The following is a 19971-nucleotide window of genomic DNA, read 5'->3' as shown; positions in this document are numbered from 1 at the left end:
CCTGAAAATTTATTAAATTTTCTATCTGAATATTGTCGGTAAAATTTTATTCAAACGGCGGTATTCTATCCTATTACAAAACCAATTCAACCCAACTGAATTATCCTCTAACTTCATTGATTTTTTTCAAATTAATCTTTTGAAAATTTAAAATTATACCGATCAAATAGTTCCTATTTTATGTAAATATCCAGTTCTATGAAACAAGAATTCAATTGGCATAACATAGATGCAACCGAAGTAGCCCGAATACTAAATGTATCTATTGAAACGGGACTGAGTTCCCCAGAAGTGGAAGAAAAAACCTTAAAATACGGGAAAAATGTTTTGACCAAGAAAAAAAGGCAAAGTGCTTTTGCAAGATTTCTTTTACAGTTTCATCAACCTTTGATTTATATTTTATTAGCTGCAACAGTAGTCACATTTTTCCTGGACGAGATTGTGGATTCCGCAGTCATCTTTGGAGTAGTTTTGATCAATGCCATCATCGGATACATTCAAGAAACAAAAGCTTTGAAAGCAATTGATGCCCTCGAAGGAAGCCTTGCCCAAAAAGCTGCTGTCATCAGAAATGGAAAAAAACAGATCATTGAGTCAGTTGAAATAGTACCTGGTGATGTGGTTTTATTACGATCAGGGGATAAATTCCCAGCTGACATCAGGCTTTTCGAACTTCAGGACATGCAGGTAGACGAATCTGCGTTGACAGGGGAATCTGTGCCAGTTCAAAAACATATAGATCCTGTCCCGGCTGAAAATGTACTTGGGGATAGATTCTGCATGGGTTTCTCTTCCACCAATGTGACTTATGGTCAGGGCCGGGGAATAGTTGTTGCAACAGGCGATTATACTGAAGTTGGTAAAATTCAGCAATCCATAGCAGGGGCCCAGGATTTGGAAACCCCATTGACAGAAAAAATAAAAAAATTCAGTCATTTACTGCTCAAGGTGATTATCGGACTTTCATTCATTTTGATTGTCATCGGATTGATCCGCGGTGAATCTTTTGGAGAAATATTTATGGTTGCAGTGGCACTTGCGGTTGGAGCAATACCTGAAGGTTTGCCCGTAGCTGTGACCATTATGCTGGCATTGGGTGTTTCAAAAATGGCCAAAAGAAAAGCCATAATCAGGAAACTTGTTGCTGTCGAAACTTTGGGAAGCACCAATGTAATCTGTTCAGATAAAACCGGAACGCTGACTGAAAATCAGATGACAGTCCAAAAGATATTTGCGGGAGGTTATTTTTTTAATGTCACCGGACTTGGATACAACCCGGAAGGAACTGTCGAATTGAATGGCCTGCCTGCAGATCTCCAACTTTTCAAATCTCTTTCACTTTGCTTACAGGCAGGAATACTTTGCAACGACAGTGGATTACGAGAAAAAAACGGCGCTTGGATGATAGAAGGTGAACCAACTGAAGGTGCGCTATTGGTTTCAGGATATAAAGGAGGCTTCAAATTAGAAGAACTTGAATGTGATATGCCGAGAATCAGCAGCATACCTTTTGAATCCGAATACCAATATATGGCGACACTCCATGGAGGAGTTCAACAAATTATTTTCATGAAAGGGGCCTCTGAAGCGATTTTGGAAAGATGTAACTGGATGTATGATGAAAATGGTGACCTGACTGCATTAAACAAAACCCAAATACTTTCCGAAGTTGAAGAATTGGCTTCTCAGGGACTTCGTGTGCTGGGCTTTGCAATGAAATATCCGGCAACAGAACTGGAAAGGGTAAATCATGAAGATACCGGTTTGGAAATGATATTTCTGGGGATACAGGGAATGATAGACCCTCCAAGAAAAGAAGCTATTGAAGCAGTGGCTCTATGTCAAAAAGCGGGTATTGATGTCAAAATGATTACAGGTGACCATGCCATCACAGCAGCTTCCATAGCTGAACAGATCGGATTACAGGGTCTGAGAGAAAACGGCAAACTCAAAGCACTAAATGGAAAGGAATTACAATTACTCGATAATGGCGATTTTGGTGATGCAGCAGAATCTGTTGCGGTTTTTGCGCGGGTATCGCCTGACCAAAAACTCCGTTTGGTAAAAGCCCTTCAGGAACGTGGCAAAATTGTTGCGATGACCGGAGATGGTGTCAATGATGGACCTGCACTCAAACAGGCCAATATTGGCGTAGCCATGGGGATAACCGGTACAGATGTGGCCAAAGACGCTTCGGACATGGTTTTGACAGATGATAATTTTTCCTCTATAGAAGGTGCAGTTGAAGAAGGGCGTGGGGTATTTGATAACCTGACAAAATTTATCGTTTGGACACTTCCCACAAACCTTGGTGAAGGGCTTGTTATACTGGCTGCAGTGGTTGTCGGCTCCCAACTTCCCATTTTACCGGTACAATTGCTTTGGATCAATATGACTACCGCTATTCTGTTGGGATTGATGTTGGCCTTTGAACCAAAAGAGCCCGGAATAATGGATAGGCCTCCTAGGCCTGCCAAGCAGCCGATCCTGACAACGGATTTAATAATGAGAACACTTTTGGTTGGTACCTTGATGATGTTTGCCGCTTTCGGTTTGTATTCCTATGAAGTGGATTTTGCTAACCAATCTGTTTCTTATGGGCAAACAGTGGCAACAAGCGTATTTATCTTTATGGAAGCAGCTTATCTGTTTAATTGCCGCTCCGTGGTAAGGCCTCTGAACGAAATTGGATTTTTTACCAATAGGTGGGTCTTTTTTGGCATTGGAGCCATGACCTTTTTTCAATTGATTTATATCTACACATCGGTAATGAATACGCTTTTCAATTCCAGTCCATTGCAAATGGACTCATGGTGGAGAATTATCGGCGTTTCTGTGGCCTTGTTTGTAATTGTAACCATTGAAAAACGAATCCGCTTCAATCTTTCAAAACCCACAAATAAATAATATGCTCCTTGCCGTCCGGAAGTTTGATTTTTTGAACTTTGTCAGGCTCCCAATCTCCCATATCAAATCGGTGTGATATGATCCGGGTTCCAGCCTTCATTTCAAGAATCCTGGGTCTGAGCTTCAGATTGATATCAGGAAATAAATACAAAGTCAACACTGTGGCCTGACTTAAATCAAGTTCAAACAAATCTCCTTCAATAAAGCTGACCAAATCCTTCACGCCTGCTTCTTTTGCATTTTGGTTTGCCAAATTGACAAGATCTGCATCAATTTCCACCCCTATTGACCTGATCCCATATTGCTGTGCAGCATATATGGAAATTCTGCCATCTCCCGAACCCAGATCATATAAAATATCATTCGGATTGATTTCGGCGATCTCCAGCATAGCCTTCACTACTTCAATAGGTGTAGTTACAAAAGGAACCAAATCTGAAAAATCACTGGATTTATGCTGTGCTTTCACAAGCAGAGCCGATAAAAATGCTGCCAAAAAGAGTAAATTAAATTTGAAACCGGACCTCATTGATTTATCGGTTGATTTGATCAATTATTTTTTATCAAAAATTTCCTGTTCGGATTATTCAATTCACTGAATCAATAAGCAACAAATTCAAAGCCTATTTTGGCTTATTCAATACATAAGCCTCCAATCCAATATTATTCACTCCAATAAAAAGCATTTTATCATTCCCTACATTCATAATTTGAAGAGACTTGACATCACCCATAAAATTCAGGCCTGAATCTTTTTGGGACACAAATTCAAATCCACCGGCACCATCTCCCTTGAATAACTGCCCAAAGTTGGAATCCATCACACCAATCCTCAGCCTGCTTGAATTCTGGTTTCCCGCCAATATAAAATCCAGTTTGCCATCTTGATCAAAATCAAGTACTGAAATGGCATAAATCGGGGTAAACTGCGCCTGCATAGGAAGGGAATGGACCACAAAACTTCCTCCTTTGTTTTCCAAATAGACCGACCGAAGTTCATCCGCTGTCAAAACAGAAGCTTTTGAAAGTTGATCTTTGGTAAATATATCATTCAGCTTCGCTTCGGAGTAGGATTCATAGTTGGTGAATTTGCTTCGCAGCCCATACATTTGATCCAACAATTCATCCCTGCTGGCGAATGGATATTCCACTCCTTTAATGTATTGGGTCAGAATAGGATCTATTGAACTGTTGCCGTCAAAATCAGCATAAGTCATTCTCAATGGTTCTTGCTTACTGGCTTTCAACTGAGAATTTAAGCCGAAATTCCCCACAATAAAATCCATGTCCCCATCTCCATCAAAATCAGCCATGGCAATAGTTGACCACAAACCATTGATGGGGGAATCAAAAAACCGGGAAGTCGCTTCTTCAAATTTTCGGCCTTCCTTGTTCAGGAAAATCCGAATAGGCATGTATTCTCCCACGACAATCAGGTCAGGTCTACCATCTCCATCCAAATCCGTCCAAACCGCATCCGTAATCATCCCACCAAATTCCAATTCAGGTATGGTTTCGGCAATGACATCTACAAATCTACCACCACCGGTATTTTTGAGGAGAATGCTCTTGGGGCTTTTTGGAAACTGACCGGGAATTACCCTACTTCCAATAAACAGATCTACCAGTCCATCGCCATCAAAATCAATTGGCTTCACGCGGGACGCACTTGAGGTAATTCTTGGCAGTCCATCTTCAGATTTGACAAATTTGCCATCGCCTTGATTGATGTACAGTCTATCCTGCAGATTTTCATCCGTAGATATATAATCATGAAATCCCCCACTAGCCAAATACAAATCAAGATTACCATCTCCCGTGGCATCAAAAAAAACAGCATCAGCATCTGTATATCCCTCATCTTCTGAAAGATCCAACCCTTTGGATTCTTTAAATTCACCTACCGAAACCTGATTAAAGAGTTTACCGGGTGAGCCTTTGGTCCCGCCTGCAAAAACATCATTCAAACCATTGTTATCGACGTCTCCTATCGCCATGACCGGGCCGCAGGTGGTCAACATGTGCAGTAATAATGGCTGCCTTTTGAAATCATTGTATCCATACTCCTGATGCTTAAAGTCTACAGGAGATTGAATCTTTGTGAAAATGGGTTTCAGGTCGGGTGAATTTTTGAAATTGCTTAAGCTGGCATTTTTCTCTTCTACTATCATTACTTGATTGGCCGGAATGTCGTAGATTTTTTCAGTTTTTCCACTCTGCCATACGACTGTGAGGGAATCTACTTTTTGATTGTTGCCAATTCCGAAATGCACCCGGTGACTGACTGAGGATTGAAATCCTCTTGTAGGCTGTTGCTCAAAAAACTGAACCTTTCCTTTGGTATAGGCTGATATTTTTGCACCGTACCCAAAAGTATTCTGGCCTTCTCCTTTAAGATCAAGTTGTAAAAACCCAGCTGTCTCTGTATCGCTTGAAAGTTGATTTCTAAAAATACCCGCCGGAGCATTGAGGTTATTGACGACCAAATCAATATTCCCGTCATTGTCCAGGTCGGCATAAGCAGCGCCATTGGAAAAATTGGGTTGGGAAAATCCCCAATCATTACTTTTATCGGTAAATGTCAGGTCCCCGTTATTTTTAAAAAGATAATTATGGACCGGCGTAGAACTCATACTTGTCACCAAAAACAGAGTGTCCGCGGTTTCTTTGTCCCTTGCCTTATTGAAGTAATAATCCCCCTTGAATTTCAGAAAATCTCTGTTGGTATAATCCCTGTAGTAGCCATTGGAAACAAAAAGGTCTTTCCAACCATCATTGTCCACATCTACAAAAAATGTTGCCCAACTCCAGTCGGTATTGGATATGCCTGCCAATTGTCCTATTTCACTGAAAGTCCCATTACCATTGTTGAGATGCAGCATATTTCTCATATTTTGATGGTAGAAACCTTTCATTACCATCAGGGCATATTGTTCATAATTTTCTGGCCCATACAGCAGTTTTTGTCTTTTATTATCCTCCGGCAACATGTCCAAAGTGTAGATATCAGGAAGACCATCATTGTTGACATCACTGATATCAGAGCCCATAGAAAAGTAAGAAATATGCTGAAGGTGGTCTGTAAGCTTTTCAGTAAATGTCCCGTCGCCATTGTTGAAATATAAATAGTCAGGTTCTATATAATCATTTGAAATATGAATATCGGGATAGCCGTTTCCACTGATGTCAGAAACGGCAATGCCTAGTCCGAAACCCATAGAATTGCCCATAATCCCGGCTTGTGAACTGACGTCCACAAATTTCCCATTATCATTTCTGAAAAGTTTATCTCCGGCATCAGGATTCCTGTCCTGCCTCGCCTGATCAAATTCAATTTCATTGATCACCTTAGTATTATGATTCAGAAGATACATATCCAAATCCCCGTCCAGATCATAATCAAAAAACAACGCCTGAATACTATTGGAAGGATCATCCAAACCGTAAGCTGCGGCTTCCTCCGTAAATGTCCCGTTTTTCTGATTGATAAAAAGCTGGTTTCGTCGTGTGTCCGGACTCCCTTTACCTGAAAAGCAGACATAAATATCCAGCCAACCATCACTGTTTACATCCGCCATGGTCACCCCTGTGGTCCAGGATTTTCTTCCTTCTACCCCTGCTTCTTTGGTAATATCCTTAAACTTGAAATCACCTTCATTGAGATAAAGCTTATTGGGAACCATGTTGCCTGTAAAATAAATGTCATCCAGACCGTCATTGTTGATATCCCCAACTGCTACCCCACCGCCATTATAAAAATATTCATAGGTAAGTATATTATTCCCCTGCCCTTCACTCAGGGTATTTTGAAATCTAATACCGGTTTTCCGTGCAGAAAGAGACTCGAAAATGGGAACGTCCCGTGTTTCCTTAAATGGGTCATAATTGAAAACATTAATCGGTATTAGAATTAATAATGCCAGGAAAAGAACCTTCATATCTGTTTTTTTACATTGAAGCCACTTTCGAAAACGTGAATAGTTTTCATTTTTGCAGCCGCATAAATCTACATGTTTAACACAAAATTAACAAAGTTGAGAGCTTTCCTGTATAGAAGGAAGTTATTTTAGATCAAATCAACTTTTGTGCCCCTTTCTATTCCCCGAACCTTCTTATATTTAAAAGCATGTTTATAATTCCTTTTATGAAAACCATCACAAACACCATCCTAAACAACCTTTTGAATACATCTCCCTTGGTCATTGGGGTTGTATTTTTGTCAGCTATAGGCTGCCAATCCAAAAAAAACAGTGAACTGATGTGGAGTAAGGACTTCCCGGTAATTGGTTCCCAATCCTCTCCAAGGACTGTAGATTTAAATGGAGATGGAATTTTGGATATTGTCATGGGTGCGGGTAAGAATGAGTTTCAGCCCAGTGATATGGGAATACTGGCTATAAATGGTAATACGGGTGATCTATTATGGCATCATGAATCAGAAGATCAGGTTTATGGATCGGCCACATTTTTGGACGTCAATGGAGATGGGGTCAAAGATGTTTTCATAGGTGGAAGGTCACCACATTTCCGTGCCATCGATGGCAAAACCGGAAAATTGATTTGGGAGTACAAATATATTTATGAAGATCATCCTATACTTCAATATGCCAGGTTCAATTTCAACAACAGTGTTTTGGTACCTGATCAAAATGGGGATGGTTTACAGGATTTAATGACCGTCAATGGAGGAAACGCCGAGGCCGCAGCTTATGAACTGGAAAATAGATTCCCTGGAGTGCTGATGATTTTTGATTCCAAAACCGGGGAGATTCTCGCTGCTGATTCGATGCCTGACGGTATGGAATCTTATATGTCGCCCCTTGTATTTGAGCAGCCTGACAATAGCGAACCTTTGATTTTATTTGGATCGGGCGGAGAGACTTTCAGTGGTAATATATATCTGGCCAAACTTTCTGATTTGATGAATCAGGAATTATCCAAATCCAAAATAGTTGCTTCTGAAACTGGGCAGGGATTTATCGCACCTCCTGTTTTGGTGGATATCAATAAAGATGGGTTCTATGATTTTGTTGCTATTTCTCACGCAAGTACGATTTTTGCCATAGATGGTAAATCCCATCAACCTATCTGGAAAAACAAAATTGAAGGAACTGAATGCAGCAACAGTTTTGCAGTAGGGTATTTTAATGCAGACGATATTCCTGATTTTTTCACTTTTGCCAGTAAAGGACAATGGCCCGAAAACACCGGTTCATTTCAAGTGATGTTGGATGGAAAAGACGGTTCGATCAGTTATATGGACTCATTGGGATGTACAGGTTTTTCATCGCCTGTTGTCTATGACCTCAATAGGGACGGTATTGATGAAGTTATTATCAGCATCAACGAATATGACTGTAACAGAAGTATTATAGATCGATCTGCCTTCCCGGTGGAAAACAGATTGATAGCGATAGATTTTAAAAATAAAAAAAACTGGGGCATAGATCAGACCAAATCTTTCAAAAATATTTTCTCCACTCCTTGGATAGGAGACTTAGACCAAGATGGATTTTTGGATATTGTTCATTGCCAATATTACAGCCATTCGGATGTATTATCCTTTTTAGGAATGAGAATTAAAAGAATTGATACTCATGTTAAAATTAAAAAAGACCCTGTATGGGGAGCTTACATGGGTTCTGAAGGAGATGGGATTTTTCGTAAAAACAAATAAACCCGGAAAATTCCGGGTTTATTTGTAATTTATTCAAAGAAACTTGGAAAATTAATTTCCTCCATCCCACCAAACCTTTGTCATAAAGATATCAGGCAAAGTCGCTCCATCCTGGAAATTTGCATTGGAAGCAACTTCAGCAGCAGGATATCTCAACCTTCTCATGATTTGTCCTTGAGTCACGTTTGCAGGGTGATTTGTAGGAGTCAACTGAGGATATCCTGTTCTTCTCCAGTCTGACCATGCTTCCCACCAGTTGAGGAATTTACTGGCCCACATTTGCTCACCTATCATTTCCAAAGCAGGCTTTTCAACGCCATAAGGATGTCTCGCCAGATAAGCGTCCACTTCAGCATCAAGGACAGCCAAAGAAGGATCAAATCGTGTGTACATTTTCATCGCTTCCCTTACACCGGCCCTGTAATGATCTTCTGCTGAACCGGTAATTCCTGATCCAATCCCTCTTTCGCGGGCTTCAGCAAGAAGGAAATGCGCCTCGGCAGCATTCATCATTATATAAGGTGAGTTTCTTTTAAGCAACAGGTAATTGATTCTTGAATAAGTGGTTCCTTGATCTACAGGTCGACCCTCCAATTCATCCAGCCCGGCAGCATCAAAACCATTAGGCATTCCCTTCTGCTCCAATGGATTGACATTGATAGGAGTCCAAGCAACAGCTGACCAATCTGCTATACCGCCGCTGATAATCATCAACCTTGGATCCACTTCACTTGCATTGGTTGCACCGGCCTTTAACCATTCCACAAAAGTGTCACTCAAAAAGCCCGGCTGACCGCCATCTCCTGGGAAGAAAGCCCTTGAGATACCGTTCTGATTTGTCCAAAGACTTGGGCCTTCTGACATGGGAACCAAAACATTATCTGCATTTGTCTGCATCACACCTCCGGCCACTGCTTTAGTAACATAATCTGCAGCTAATTGAGGGGCAACATTGGAAACTCTCATGGCCAATCTAAGCATTAAGGTATATCCAAATCTTTTCCATTTTGCGATATCTCCTTTGAAAATCAAATCAGCTCTTGAAAAACCATCATCGAGATTAGATGTACTCATCGCTGCAGTAGCTTCTTCCAATTCCTTTAACAAAGCAGGATAAATATCAGCCTGCTTGTCATATTTTGGAAAGAAAACACCATTCATTCCTTGCAAAGCCTCGAAATAAGGGATATTTCCATAGAAATCTGTCAATCTATGAAAATTCAAGACCATTATAATTCTGGCTGCATTTCTGGTGTTTATTTTGTTACCTTCATCATACCCCCCCGGTCCGGTTTGCTTCACTACCTCGGCAAGGTTTTTCAATGCATCTCCATAAAAGAATTCAAATGGGGCACTGTTTGATTCGAAATTCTCGGTGTATTTATCACCGGGTGCTATACCTCCGCCTGCATTGGCCAACTGCTGAATAAGATATGCTGACATCCCGATATTGGTTCTCCAGTCAATAAATCTGTTGTCACCTGCAGACCCGCCGGATGCAGTACCCAATTGACCTGCTGTGAACATAAAATTGAGATCAATTTCGTTTACAGCCTGAGGATTGATATTCAGATTATGTAATTCCTCAGTATCACATCCCATCATCGCTAAGCTCATAGCTACGATGAATATCCTAAATTTATTTATTAGTTTCATAGTATGATTTCAGTTTATGATTAGAATCCTGCCCTTATGTTAAATCCATATGTTCTCGTCTGGGGCATACCAAAATAGTCAAGACCTTGGCCATTACCGGATGAATATGCTGATTCCGGATCAATATTCTCAACATTTTTCCATAGAATGGCAAGGTTACGACCTACAAAGGAGATCCCAAGTGTAGTAAATGGTGTCTTGTCCAAAATCCTTCTCGGTACATTATAGCCGATGGTAAGCTGTCTCAACTTGGCAAATGAACCATCGTAGATAAAATGATCCTGCACCCTGTTGCCCATCTGATTCCAATAGTTATTGGCTTCACCTGGAGACAGTGTTTTATTAAAAGCTTCATAAACCGGACTGCCATCTGAAGAAGTACCTGCCTGAACTACTCCTGAAACTGTTAAAGGTTCTTCACCGAGTCTTCCCTGTAGTGATTGCTTATGCAAACCCCATTGGGTCAACCTAAGGTTTGTTCCGGAATAAAGGTCGCCACCTATCCTGAAATCGACCAATGCTGAAAAATTGAAGTTTTTCCAGGTAATGCTGTTATTGATACCACCGGTCCAATCAGGTATTCCGTTTCCAATAACCTCCATCATATCGGACTGTACCGGAGCTCCATTGGGCTCAAATACCAGTTGACCATCAGGAGATCGTTTTTGGACCCACCCTGCGATGACTCCAAATGGCTGCCCTGTTCTATGTTGGATAAAAACTGTTCTGGTTCTTGGTTCCTCCACATTCAGGATATCATTACCCTCAATTAGAGAAACAACTTCATTTACGTTTCTGGCAATATTAAAAGAAACATCCCAGCTAAATTCTGACTTTCTGATAGGCGTACCTGTAAGGAGAATTTCAACCCCTCTGTTTTCCATTTGACCCAAATTGACCAAAGTAGATCCAAAACCTGAAGACCTTGAAACCTGGGCGTTCAGCTGATCATCTGTACTTCTTTGACGGTAATAGGTAAAATCCAATCCCAATCTGTTGTCAAGGAACCTGACATCAATTCCTGTCTCAATCTCAGTAGATAACAGTGGTCTTAAGAATCGGTTTGGAATAGTTCCGGCATTACCGCCTGCAGTCGCAAAAGAAGCCATTGCCACATTATTTCCATTAAAATCAACAGCAGGAGCACCTAACAGTGAGTATACATTGGCTATTTGATATGGACCTACTGTAACATTACCCACTTGTGCCCAAGAAGCTCTCAATTTGCCAAAACTCAGCCATGAAGGTAAAGAATTGAATGCGTCTGAAAATACAAAGCTTGCACCCACTGAAGGATAAGTGATGCTATTGAATTCAGGATCGAGTACTGAAAACCAGTCTTTTCTTACTGTCCCTGTCAGGAATAGGTAATTTTTGTAACTTACTTCTGCGGAACCAAATATGGAATTGATTCCCCATTCTGAAAAGCCATAACCAAAGTTCCTAGTAACAGTATTGTTGATTGCATGAAAAAACGGAACATTGAATCCCTGCCCATTGGCGGAAATCGATTCATCCTGTCTTCTCATTCTATTCGCTCCTACAAAGGCATTGACATTGAAATCCCCAAAGGTTCTGTTATAACCCAAGATACCTTCCAAGTTGACTTCGCTGACATTTCTTGTGTTTTCATTCATATCTCCACCTCTGTTATAGCCTGTTCCTTGTGGGGTCAAATTGGAACCCCTTCTGGTGAACCAGTCCATACCTGCTCTACCGGAAAGGTACAGGTGGTCGGTGATATCATATCTCAAGCTACCGGATGTCAAAATCCTATCTCTGATATCACTGATAGACAATTGATAAGCGGAGAAATAAGGATTTTGTCCCCAAGGATTATTGACCATCAGGTATTCTTCCCTTTCAGCAAAACCCCAGGTGTTCAACAGTGCAGGGTCAGTACCTACAGGAATAGTTCCCAACCTGTTTGGATCTCCCTTACCCCATTCCACGTTTACGTTTGGTGGTAGAGCAAATATAGACTGGAAGGCATTACCTGGTGAATCGGATAATCTCGGTCTGTTTTTTGTCTCTTCCCTTGAATAAAGAACCTTGGCATCGAAAGTCAGCCTTTTGCCAAATTTACCATTGGTCGACATAGAAATATTTATTCTGTCAAATCCTGCATTGGGAACTACTGAAGTACTTCTCAGATCTGTAAGATTAAATCTAAAGGTCTGATTTTCACCTCCACCCATTAGGGAAAGGCTGTTGGTCACCGCAACTCCTGTTTCATAAAAACGGTTCCAGTTATCACCTGCATGTACATATGGTCTTTCAACTCCATCAAAATGCATGGATGTGCCGGTTCCCAATCGCTCTCCCCAAGCCTGAGTTCCCCAATCATAGCCCTGTCGGACTGTAGTGGGTCTCACTGCAGCACCTGTCAACTGATCGCCCTGAAAACGTCCTGCTCCAAAGGTGGTCTGCAAATCAGTTTGGTTATTGATTCTTTCAAAAACAGTATTGTTGTTGAATTCAATCCCCAAGCCTTTTCTTTTTGTTCCTCTTTTGGTAGTGATCAAAATCACACCGTTCGCTGCCCTAGCGCCGTATAATGCCGCGGCACTTGCACCTTTCAATACAGTCATTGACTCAATATCGTCGGGATTGACTGAGGTCATACCATCACCTCCATCAGAACCGCCCCATACACCTGCCTGACCAAAATTGGTGTTGTCCATGGGAATACCATCAATAACATAAAGTGGCTGATTGTTTCCCTGAAGGGAAGTATTACCTCTGATAATGACCCTTGAGGAACCCGCAGGACCTGAAGCTACATTGGTAACGTTCACACCAGCTACCCTACCTGCCAACTGATTGGCGATATTGTTTTCCCTTGCTTGTGTAAATTCCTCTCCACCCACAGTAGTCATTGAATACTGAAGTGCTTTGATGTTCCTTTCAATACCCAATGCTGTGACCACAACTTCACCAAGTTCAGAAGCATCTTCCACCATGGATACATTGATCACGGATTGATTGCCGACTCTAACCTCTTGGGAGGCAAAGCCGATGTAAGAAAATACCAGAACCGTCTCCGGTCCCGACACATTCAAATTGTAATTTCCATCAAGATCTGTCGCGACACCTGTTGATGTCCCCTTGATGATGACGGATACGCCTGGCAATGAAATGCCATCAGTGGCGGCGGTGACTTTTCCTGTCACCGTCTGTGCCCAAGTCTGACCCATAGTCATACTCATCAGCACAAACCCACTAATAATCAGTAATAGGTTTTTCATAAATAATCGGGTTTTGGTTTATTTTAATTGTTTTATTAATCATACCTCCTAAAAGGTTATAGATTCGAATACAAACTCATTGCTTGGTAAAGAAATAAAATCAGTAAATTTTTGGTCAGCAAAATAATACATTTTGATAAATCGTTTTATCAAAGACATAGATTCTTCAATTCCTGAGAAATTTAAATTATAATTTTTGAAATAAAAATCATCTTGAGGAAAAAATAAAAATTAATGAAACAATTTTTGGGTTTGGCAGTTATACGATCGGTTTTATTATTTTAGTTTTTTTTTGATTAAATTATTGATTAAACTAAGAAAATTTTTGATGCTTTGATTTTTTAGAAATACATCTCAACTATATTGAAATTTCATGTCTTTATTAGTTTTGGGCTTATTGAAATTCACAAGTTATTTCCTGACACTCCTTCTAAAGAAATTGGTTTGAGATTCTGAACCCTGAAAGAGAACTTTAAATTTTTCAAATATCAATTTCCTGAAATAACTAAAGTATAAGAAGCATACTATGAGTTATGCATGGATTTGAATGTATCCAAACTTTTAAACCAGTTTGCTTTCGAATGATTATATTTGAAGGAATCAACAAAAGCCTGTTTCACGGCTTAAAGAAATGAATCAAGATTCTAAAATTACTGTCAGCGTTTTAATGGCTGTTTATAATACCCCCTTCAGTTTAGTAAAAAGAGCTATAAAATCTGTCTTGAATCAGAATTTTCAGGATTTTGAATTGTTGGTTTTGGATGATGGAAGTGATTTGAAATTGAGTATGAGTCTTTTGAAATACTGCCAAAAATATCAAAACAAAATCAGCTACATCAGAATGCAAAATTGTGGACAGTCCAAAGCCATCAACAGAGGAGTACATTTTAGTAGGGGCAAATATATTACCATCATTGACGCAGATGACGAATACAAAGCAAATCACTTATCTACCTGTATTGGTGAAATGGAAGAATCAGACTTGATTTCCTCATTGACAGAAACTATTGTCAATCAGGAGGCAGATTATTTTGTTCCGGACAAATCAGACCTTCAAAAAAACATCCATGTAGATGATTGCATATTATTCGCAACGCTATTTGGCAAAAAAGAAGTTTTCAAAAATATCGGATTTAAGAATATGTATTCAGCTGACAGCCATTTCTATGAACAGGCTGCAGCAAAGTACGCTGTCAAAAAACTCAAAAAGCGAACTTATATTTATTATAGAAACATACCTACAAGCATCACAGCAAAAATAAAAGAAGAAAGAATCACGCTTTTCTGATTTCCTCCTTAATGACTTTTTCGAAAGAACCGCTTTTTCTGAGCCCTCTTTGGTGATTTTATCATTTTATTAGTTCTTTTTTGAAGAGAAAATCCTGATTTAGATTTGGTTCAAGAAAAAACAAAGAAATTTTTCCCACAAAGACACTTACATACAAGTTTAAAATTCTTTTCAAAATGAGAAAAAGTGGATAAATTATGCCAATTAAAAAAACCAGCCTGATTGAGACCCAAGTTGGCACTAGGTAAGAACCAATATTTAACCCAAGATAATCTTCGATGAAAAAAGAATTAATTGAATCCTATCACCGGGATGGATTCTTATTGGTGAAACAAATGTTCAGCCCGGATGAAATCGCACTTCTATTCAGTGTCGCTACAGACGAAAGTGTTACAGAAAATTCATTTGATCTCAACGACCAAGACGGTAAAAAGACCAAGTTAACTTTATGGTTTACCGCAGGAGATGATTCATTTGGATTGATGTCAAAATGCAAACGGATGATTGAATCTGTCCGGAATTTGCTGGGGTCGGATGAAGTCTGTCATTTCCATTCAAAGGTTATGCAGAAACAACCAAAAGTCGGAGGTGCATGGGAATGGCATCAGGATTATGGCTATTGGTATAAAAACGGATTTCTGTTTCCTGAAGCAATGATTTCTGTAATGGTGGCCCTTACAGATGCCAACAAGGAGAATGGCTGCCTTCAGGTCCTGAAAGGAACTCATAAAATGCAACGTTTTGAACATAATTTTATAGGAGAGCAACAGGGGGCTGATCCCGATTTTGTCAAAGAGGCGGAAAAGGTTTCAGAACTGGTATATTGTGAATTGGAGGCTGGTGATGTCCTGTTTTTCCACCCCAATATTCTACACCGTTCGGCAGCCAATTTATCGGACCACCCGCGATGGTCGGTGATTTCTGCTTATAATCTATCTTACAATATTCCGTTCAGGGAAAAGAATACCTCCTGTATCACCCCTGTTCAGGTAGTTCCGGATGAAGCCATTTTGGAAAGCGGTAAAAAAGAAGTCAATAACGCTGATTTTCTGAAAAAGGAAGCAGAAATTACCTTGAATGTAAAGTAAAAATATGGATAGAAGGCATTTTATGGGCATTCTGCCAATGGCAACTATTGCGGTTTCTTCATTTAAATTCAATGAATTTAAGGAGTCAGGTTTACCTGTTTCAGCCAATGAGTACAACTGGGTTACTTTTTACCGTAGGGCCGGCAAAAATTGGGGAGATAATTGGGACAGTTGTTTTTCGGAATTTTCAAAAACAAAAATCCCTGGCTTTGAACCTTCTTTAAGAGATGTAAGGCATTTGGAAGAACTCATCCCCTATTTGAAAAAATACAAGATTGAACTTCCCTCAGTTTACATAGGCAGCCAAATGCATGAGGAGGAACTGGCCAGGCAATCCACAGACAATATTCTGGAAATTGCGCGAAAAGCCAAAAGCCTGGGAACGAAAATCATTGTGACCAATCCTAATCCCATCCAATGGGGCGGAGGGCCTTTAAAAAATGATGAACAGTTATTTTGTCAAAGTACCCACCTGGAGCAATTGGGAGAAGCCATCAGTGGACTGGGAATGAAATTGGCCTACCATACCCACGATGTGGAATTATTGGCAGGGGCAAGGGAATTCCATCATGTGCTTCAGAACACCTCCCCCCAAAACCTCCATTTTTGCATGGACGTGCATTGGATGTACAGGGGCTCCGGAAATTCTCAGTGGGCTGTATTCGATACCTTAAAAATGTATGCCGATAGGATTGTATCCTTTCATTTAAGGCAATCCAAAGATGGTTTCTGGACAGAAACATTTCAAGCCAATGGAGATATTGATTACCCAAGATTTGTCCGGGAAATTGACAAACTGGGAATAAAGGCTCATTTGGTCATTGAACAATGCCTTGAAGAAAAAACTACTGTTCAATTGGATGCAGTACAGGCCCATCAAATCAATTACGCTGAAATCAAAAAATTATTTAAAATCTAAAAAATGATCAATATATGCATCCTCGGAGGAGGATTTATCGGAAGATTCTATGCTGAGTCCCTTATTGGAAGGAGAGGTAAAGATACAGTCAAAGTAGTATATGCAAGAAGGGAAGAGACGGCCAAAAGATTTGCAGAAGATTACCAGGTAGACCATTTTACGACAAGTATAGAGGAGGCAATTACCCATCCCAATACGGATATGGTGTTGATTGCACTGCCCAATTATGTACACGAAGATGCTGTCATGCTTTGCGTAAAACATAAGAAACCGGTTTTATGCACAAAACCCCTTGGCAGAACTGCCGAAGAAGCATTAAGGATGACCTTGGCTTGTGAAGAGGCCGGGATTTTTGCCGGATACCTGGAAGATTTGTGTTACACCCCCAAATTCCTGAAATCAGTAAAGAGTATTGAATCAGGAGCTATTGGACGGGTATTATGGGCAAAATCAAGGGAAACACATCCTGGCCCACATTCTGATTGGTTTTGGGATTTAGAAAAAGCCGGTGGTGGAGCTATTTTGGATCTTGGGTGCCATTGTGTGGAAATAGCCAGGAATTTTATCGGTAAAGATGTGCTGCCTGTCGAAGTCATGTGCTGGGCAGACACCCAAGTCAAACCAATAGATGCTGAAGACCACGCCATTGGTTTGGTGAAATATGAAAATGGCGCTATTGGCCAATTTGAAGTTTCCTGGACATTCAGAGGTGGTATGGATCTGAGAGATGAGGTAATGGGAACCGAAGGAACCATTTGGATCAACTCCTTTTTGAGAACTGGATTTGAGATGTTCAGCAGTGGATTGGGGAATGATTATGTGGCCGAAAAAGCTGAAACTTCCGCAGGCTGGCTATTCCCTGTGGGAGACGAAGCGCATGAACTGGGTTATCCCAATATGTTCATAGATATGTTTGAGGCATTTGAAAACGGTACCCAACCCAGAGAAACCTTTTATGATGGCTATATTGTCAATGCTATTGTAGATGCAGCTTATAAATCTGCCAAGACAAAATTATGGGAACCTGTGGAACTTCCTGTTTGGAGAGGAAAAAAGGGCCTGAAAAAACCATCTGTATATAAGGAGTATGATGCAGAGCATTGGTTCATCAAAGAAGAACTTTTGCCTAACGGGGATAAAAAGCTGATCATAAAACATAAAGAAACGGGGGAGATTGTTGAAAAAAGGGTAGATAAAAAAAATCAAGCCTGATAGCCGATTGATTACCGGGCGAATACCCCAAATGAATTCCTTATATTTTACTAAAAACCACAACTTCCAAATGACCGAAAAAACCTTAGTCCCCAAAACCCTCCTACTTCCTTTTATTCTGATTACTTCCCTTTTTGCGCTTTGGGGATTTGCCAATGACATCACCAATCCTATGGTGGCGGCTTTTAAGCGGGTATTGGAATTGAACAATGTGCAGGCCTCTTTGGTACAGATGGCTTTTTATGGAGGATACTTTACCATGGCACTTCCGGCCGCAATATTCATAAAAAAATACAGCTACAAAGTCGGAGTGCTGATTGGTTTGGGTCTATATGCTTTTGGCGCTCTGCTATTTTATCCAGCAGCTGCATGGGAAAGTTATTTCTTTTTCCTCATGGCATTGTACATCCTTACTTTTGGATTGGCTTTTTTGGAAACTACCGCCAATCCTTATATTCTTTCCATGGGATCGGAGGAAACTGCCACACAAAGACTAAACCTGGCGCAGGCATTCAATCCTATGGGTGCTTTGGCCGGACTTTTTGTGGCAAAAGAATTTATCCTGAACGCCCTCCAATCCAATAATCTTGATGATTCGGGCAATTTAATTTATGATACTTTGGATGAATCTGCCAAATCCATCATCCGGACCAATGACCTGATGGTGATCAGAGATCCATACGTGATGTTGGGGCTGGTAGTCATTGCATTGGCAGTGGTAATCCTGATGGTAAAAATGCCTGAAAACAAATCAAAAAACGGGAATCTGGATTTTTGGCCATCCATGAAACGCTTGGCAAAAAAACCTCAATTCGTAGAAGGAGTCATTGCCCAGATGTTTTATGTTGGCGCTCAAATCATGGTCTGGACCTACATTTATCAATATGCGGAAACATTGGGGATAGACAATGCCTCTGCAGTCAATTATGCCTACTCAGCCTTGATCCTGTTTTTGGTAGGAAGATGGATCTGTACCTTTCTATTCCGCTACTTCGCTCCTGCAAAATTACTTTTCTATTTTTCAGTGTTGGCAGTTGGCTTCACCTTGGGTGCTATATTTATCCAAGGAATGTTGGGACTTTATTCCCTTGTAGGTATTTCCCTAGCCATGTCTTTGATGTTCCCAACCATTTATGGCATTGCATTGGAAGGTTTGGGAGAAGATGGGAAATATGGGGCAGCTTTTCTGGTAATGGCGATTGTGGGCGGTGCCATTATGCCTACGCTTCAAGGGGTCATCCTTGATTTCGGTGGGCCTGCTTATGATGATATTAAAATCTTGGGAGTTCCCGAAGTGAATTTCTCCTTTGTCTTGCCTTTGGTTTGTTTTATGGTGGTGGGGGTTTTTGCGTTTAGGAGGAAGTAAAAGGAAGTCTTACGCAAAGGAGACGCTTAGACGCAAAGGGAGAAAAAAAGGAAAAGCCCACAAAGGCACGGAGACACAAAGAAAATATATATTATCAGAGCTTCTATTTTTTTTAGGTCTAGATTTGAAACTTCAACTCTACCTTTGACTATTCAAAGCAACATCAAACTGAGTAAAATTATGGCTATACAAAACCTGCAAACACTGGAAATAATTGAAGTCATGGAAAACTTTCTCGATAGAAAAAGACCACCTGAAGATATCAGAGACCAAGTAGATGTGGGGTATCGAATTGAAAGTCAAAGTATTATCATCTTCACGATGAGGCCTCAATTCAATAACCCAAAAGTAAAAAGGGAATTCCCTACAGCAAAGGCAACTTTTGTGGAAACAAAGAATCTATGGAAAATATTATGGTTTCGTGCAGACCAAAAATGGCATGGCTATGAACCCAACCTGCATGTCAAAACTGTTCAGGAATTTACTGATGTTGTCGAAGAAGACAAACACTATTGTTTTTGGGGTTAAATCCACCATCAATTGGACTTTTATATTTTACCCAAATCCAATCCTTTCCTGACCATATTGAAAACCACACCAACGACAGGAC

Annotated in this window: 12 protein-coding genes; 8 read left to right on the top strand and 4 right to left on the bottom strand. The window is 40.4% G+C overall.

From position 1 onward, the window contains the following. Window positions 1-198: 198 nt before the first annotated feature. Complete coding sequence (locus B9A52_RS12360; protein ID WP_084120756.1) at window positions 199-2907, top strand: cation-transporting P-type ATPase; 2709 nt, start codon at window positions 199-201, stop codon at window positions 2905-2907. Here the strand turns inward: B9A52_RS12360 and B9A52_RS12355 are convergent. Beyond that, a complete protein-coding gene (locus B9A52_RS12355; protein ID WP_231955601.1) occupies window positions 2879-3403 on the bottom strand; it encodes an SAM-dependent methyltransferase in 525 nt (174 codons plus the stop codon). The two genes, B9A52_RS12360 and B9A52_RS12355, sit on opposite strands and share 29 nt — an antisense overlap. 127 nt (window positions 3404-3530) lie before the next feature. Continuing rightward, window positions 3531-6845 (bottom strand): VCBS repeat-containing protein, encoded by a 3315-nt coding sequence (locus B9A52_RS12350; RefSeq protein ID WP_084120754.1) that lies wholly within the window; start codon window positions 6843-6845, stop codon window positions 3531-3533. Between the two features lie 206 nt (window positions 6846-7051). On the opposite strand from B9A52_RS12350, the gene B9A52_RS12345 reads away from it, so the two are divergent. Continuing rightward, window positions 7052-8584 (top strand): PQQ-binding-like beta-propeller repeat protein, encoded by a 1533-nt coding sequence (locus B9A52_RS12345; protein WP_157370138.1) that lies wholly within the window; start codon window positions 7052-7054, stop codon window positions 8582-8584. A gap of 51 nt (window positions 8585-8635) precedes the next feature. Here B9A52_RS12345 and B9A52_RS12340 read toward each other — a convergent pair whose 3' ends face one another. After that, window positions 8636-10240, bottom strand: a complete 1605-nt coding sequence (locus B9A52_RS12340) for a SusD/RagB family nutrient-binding outer membrane lipoprotein (protein ID WP_084120753.1) — start codon at window positions 10238-10240, stop codon at window positions 8636-8638. A 20-nt stretch (window positions 10241-10260) separates the two neighbouring features. Then, entirely contained in the window at window positions 10261-13488 is a 3228-nt protein-coding gene (locus tag B9A52_RS12335) for a SusC/RagA family TonB-linked outer membrane protein (RefSeq protein ID WP_084120752.1), read from the bottom strand. 631 nt (window positions 13489-14119) lie between these two features. Here B9A52_RS12335 and B9A52_RS12330 point away from each other — a divergent pair. The 6 genes from B9A52_RS12330 to B9A52_RS12300 all read left to right on the top strand — a co-directional run bounded on the left by B9A52_RS12330 (window position 14120) and on the right by B9A52_RS12300 (window position 19889). Then, window positions 14120-14776 (top strand): glycosyltransferase family 2 protein, encoded by a 657-nt coding sequence (locus tag B9A52_RS12330; protein ID WP_084120751.1) that lies wholly within the window; start codon window positions 14120-14122, stop codon window positions 14774-14776. 278 nt (window positions 14777-15054) lie between these two features. Further along, a complete protein-coding gene (locus tag B9A52_RS12320; RefSeq protein WP_084120749.1) occupies window positions 15055-15864 on the top strand; it encodes a phytanoyl-CoA dioxygenase family protein in 810 nt (269 codons plus the stop codon). Between the two features lie 4 nt (window positions 15865-15868). Continuing rightward, window positions 15869-16783: a sugar phosphate isomerase/epimerase family protein gene (locus B9A52_RS12315; protein WP_084120748.1), complete on the top strand. Its 915-nt coding sequence runs from the start codon at window positions 15869-15871 to the stop codon at window positions 16781-16783. A gap of 3 nt (window positions 16784-16786) precedes the next feature. Continuing rightward, window positions 16787-17995: a Gfo/Idh/MocA family protein gene (locus tag B9A52_RS12310; RefSeq protein ID WP_084120747.1), complete on the top strand. Its 1209-nt coding sequence runs from the start codon at window positions 16787-16789 to the stop codon at window positions 17993-17995. A gap of 70 nt (window positions 17996-18065) precedes the next feature. Next, entirely contained in the window at window positions 18066-19361 is a 1296-nt protein-coding gene (fucP, locus tag B9A52_RS12305; RefSeq protein ID WP_084120746.1) for an L-fucose:H+ symporter permease, read from the top strand. A 180-nt stretch (window positions 19362-19541) separates the two neighbouring features. Continuing rightward, a complete protein-coding gene (locus tag B9A52_RS12300) occupies window positions 19542-19889 on the top strand; it encodes a DUF3024 domain-containing protein (RefSeq protein ID WP_084120745.1) in 348 nt (115 codons plus the stop codon). Window positions 19890-19971 lie beyond the last annotated feature (82 nt).

The sequence above is a fragment of the Aquiflexum balticum DSM 16537 genome, from assembly GCF_900176595.1.
Taxonomy (GTDB): domain Bacteria; phylum Bacteroidota; class Bacteroidia; order Cytophagales; family Cyclobacteriaceae; genus Aquiflexum; species Aquiflexum balticum.
This window is presented reverse-complemented; position numbering and strand designations above follow the sequence as displayed.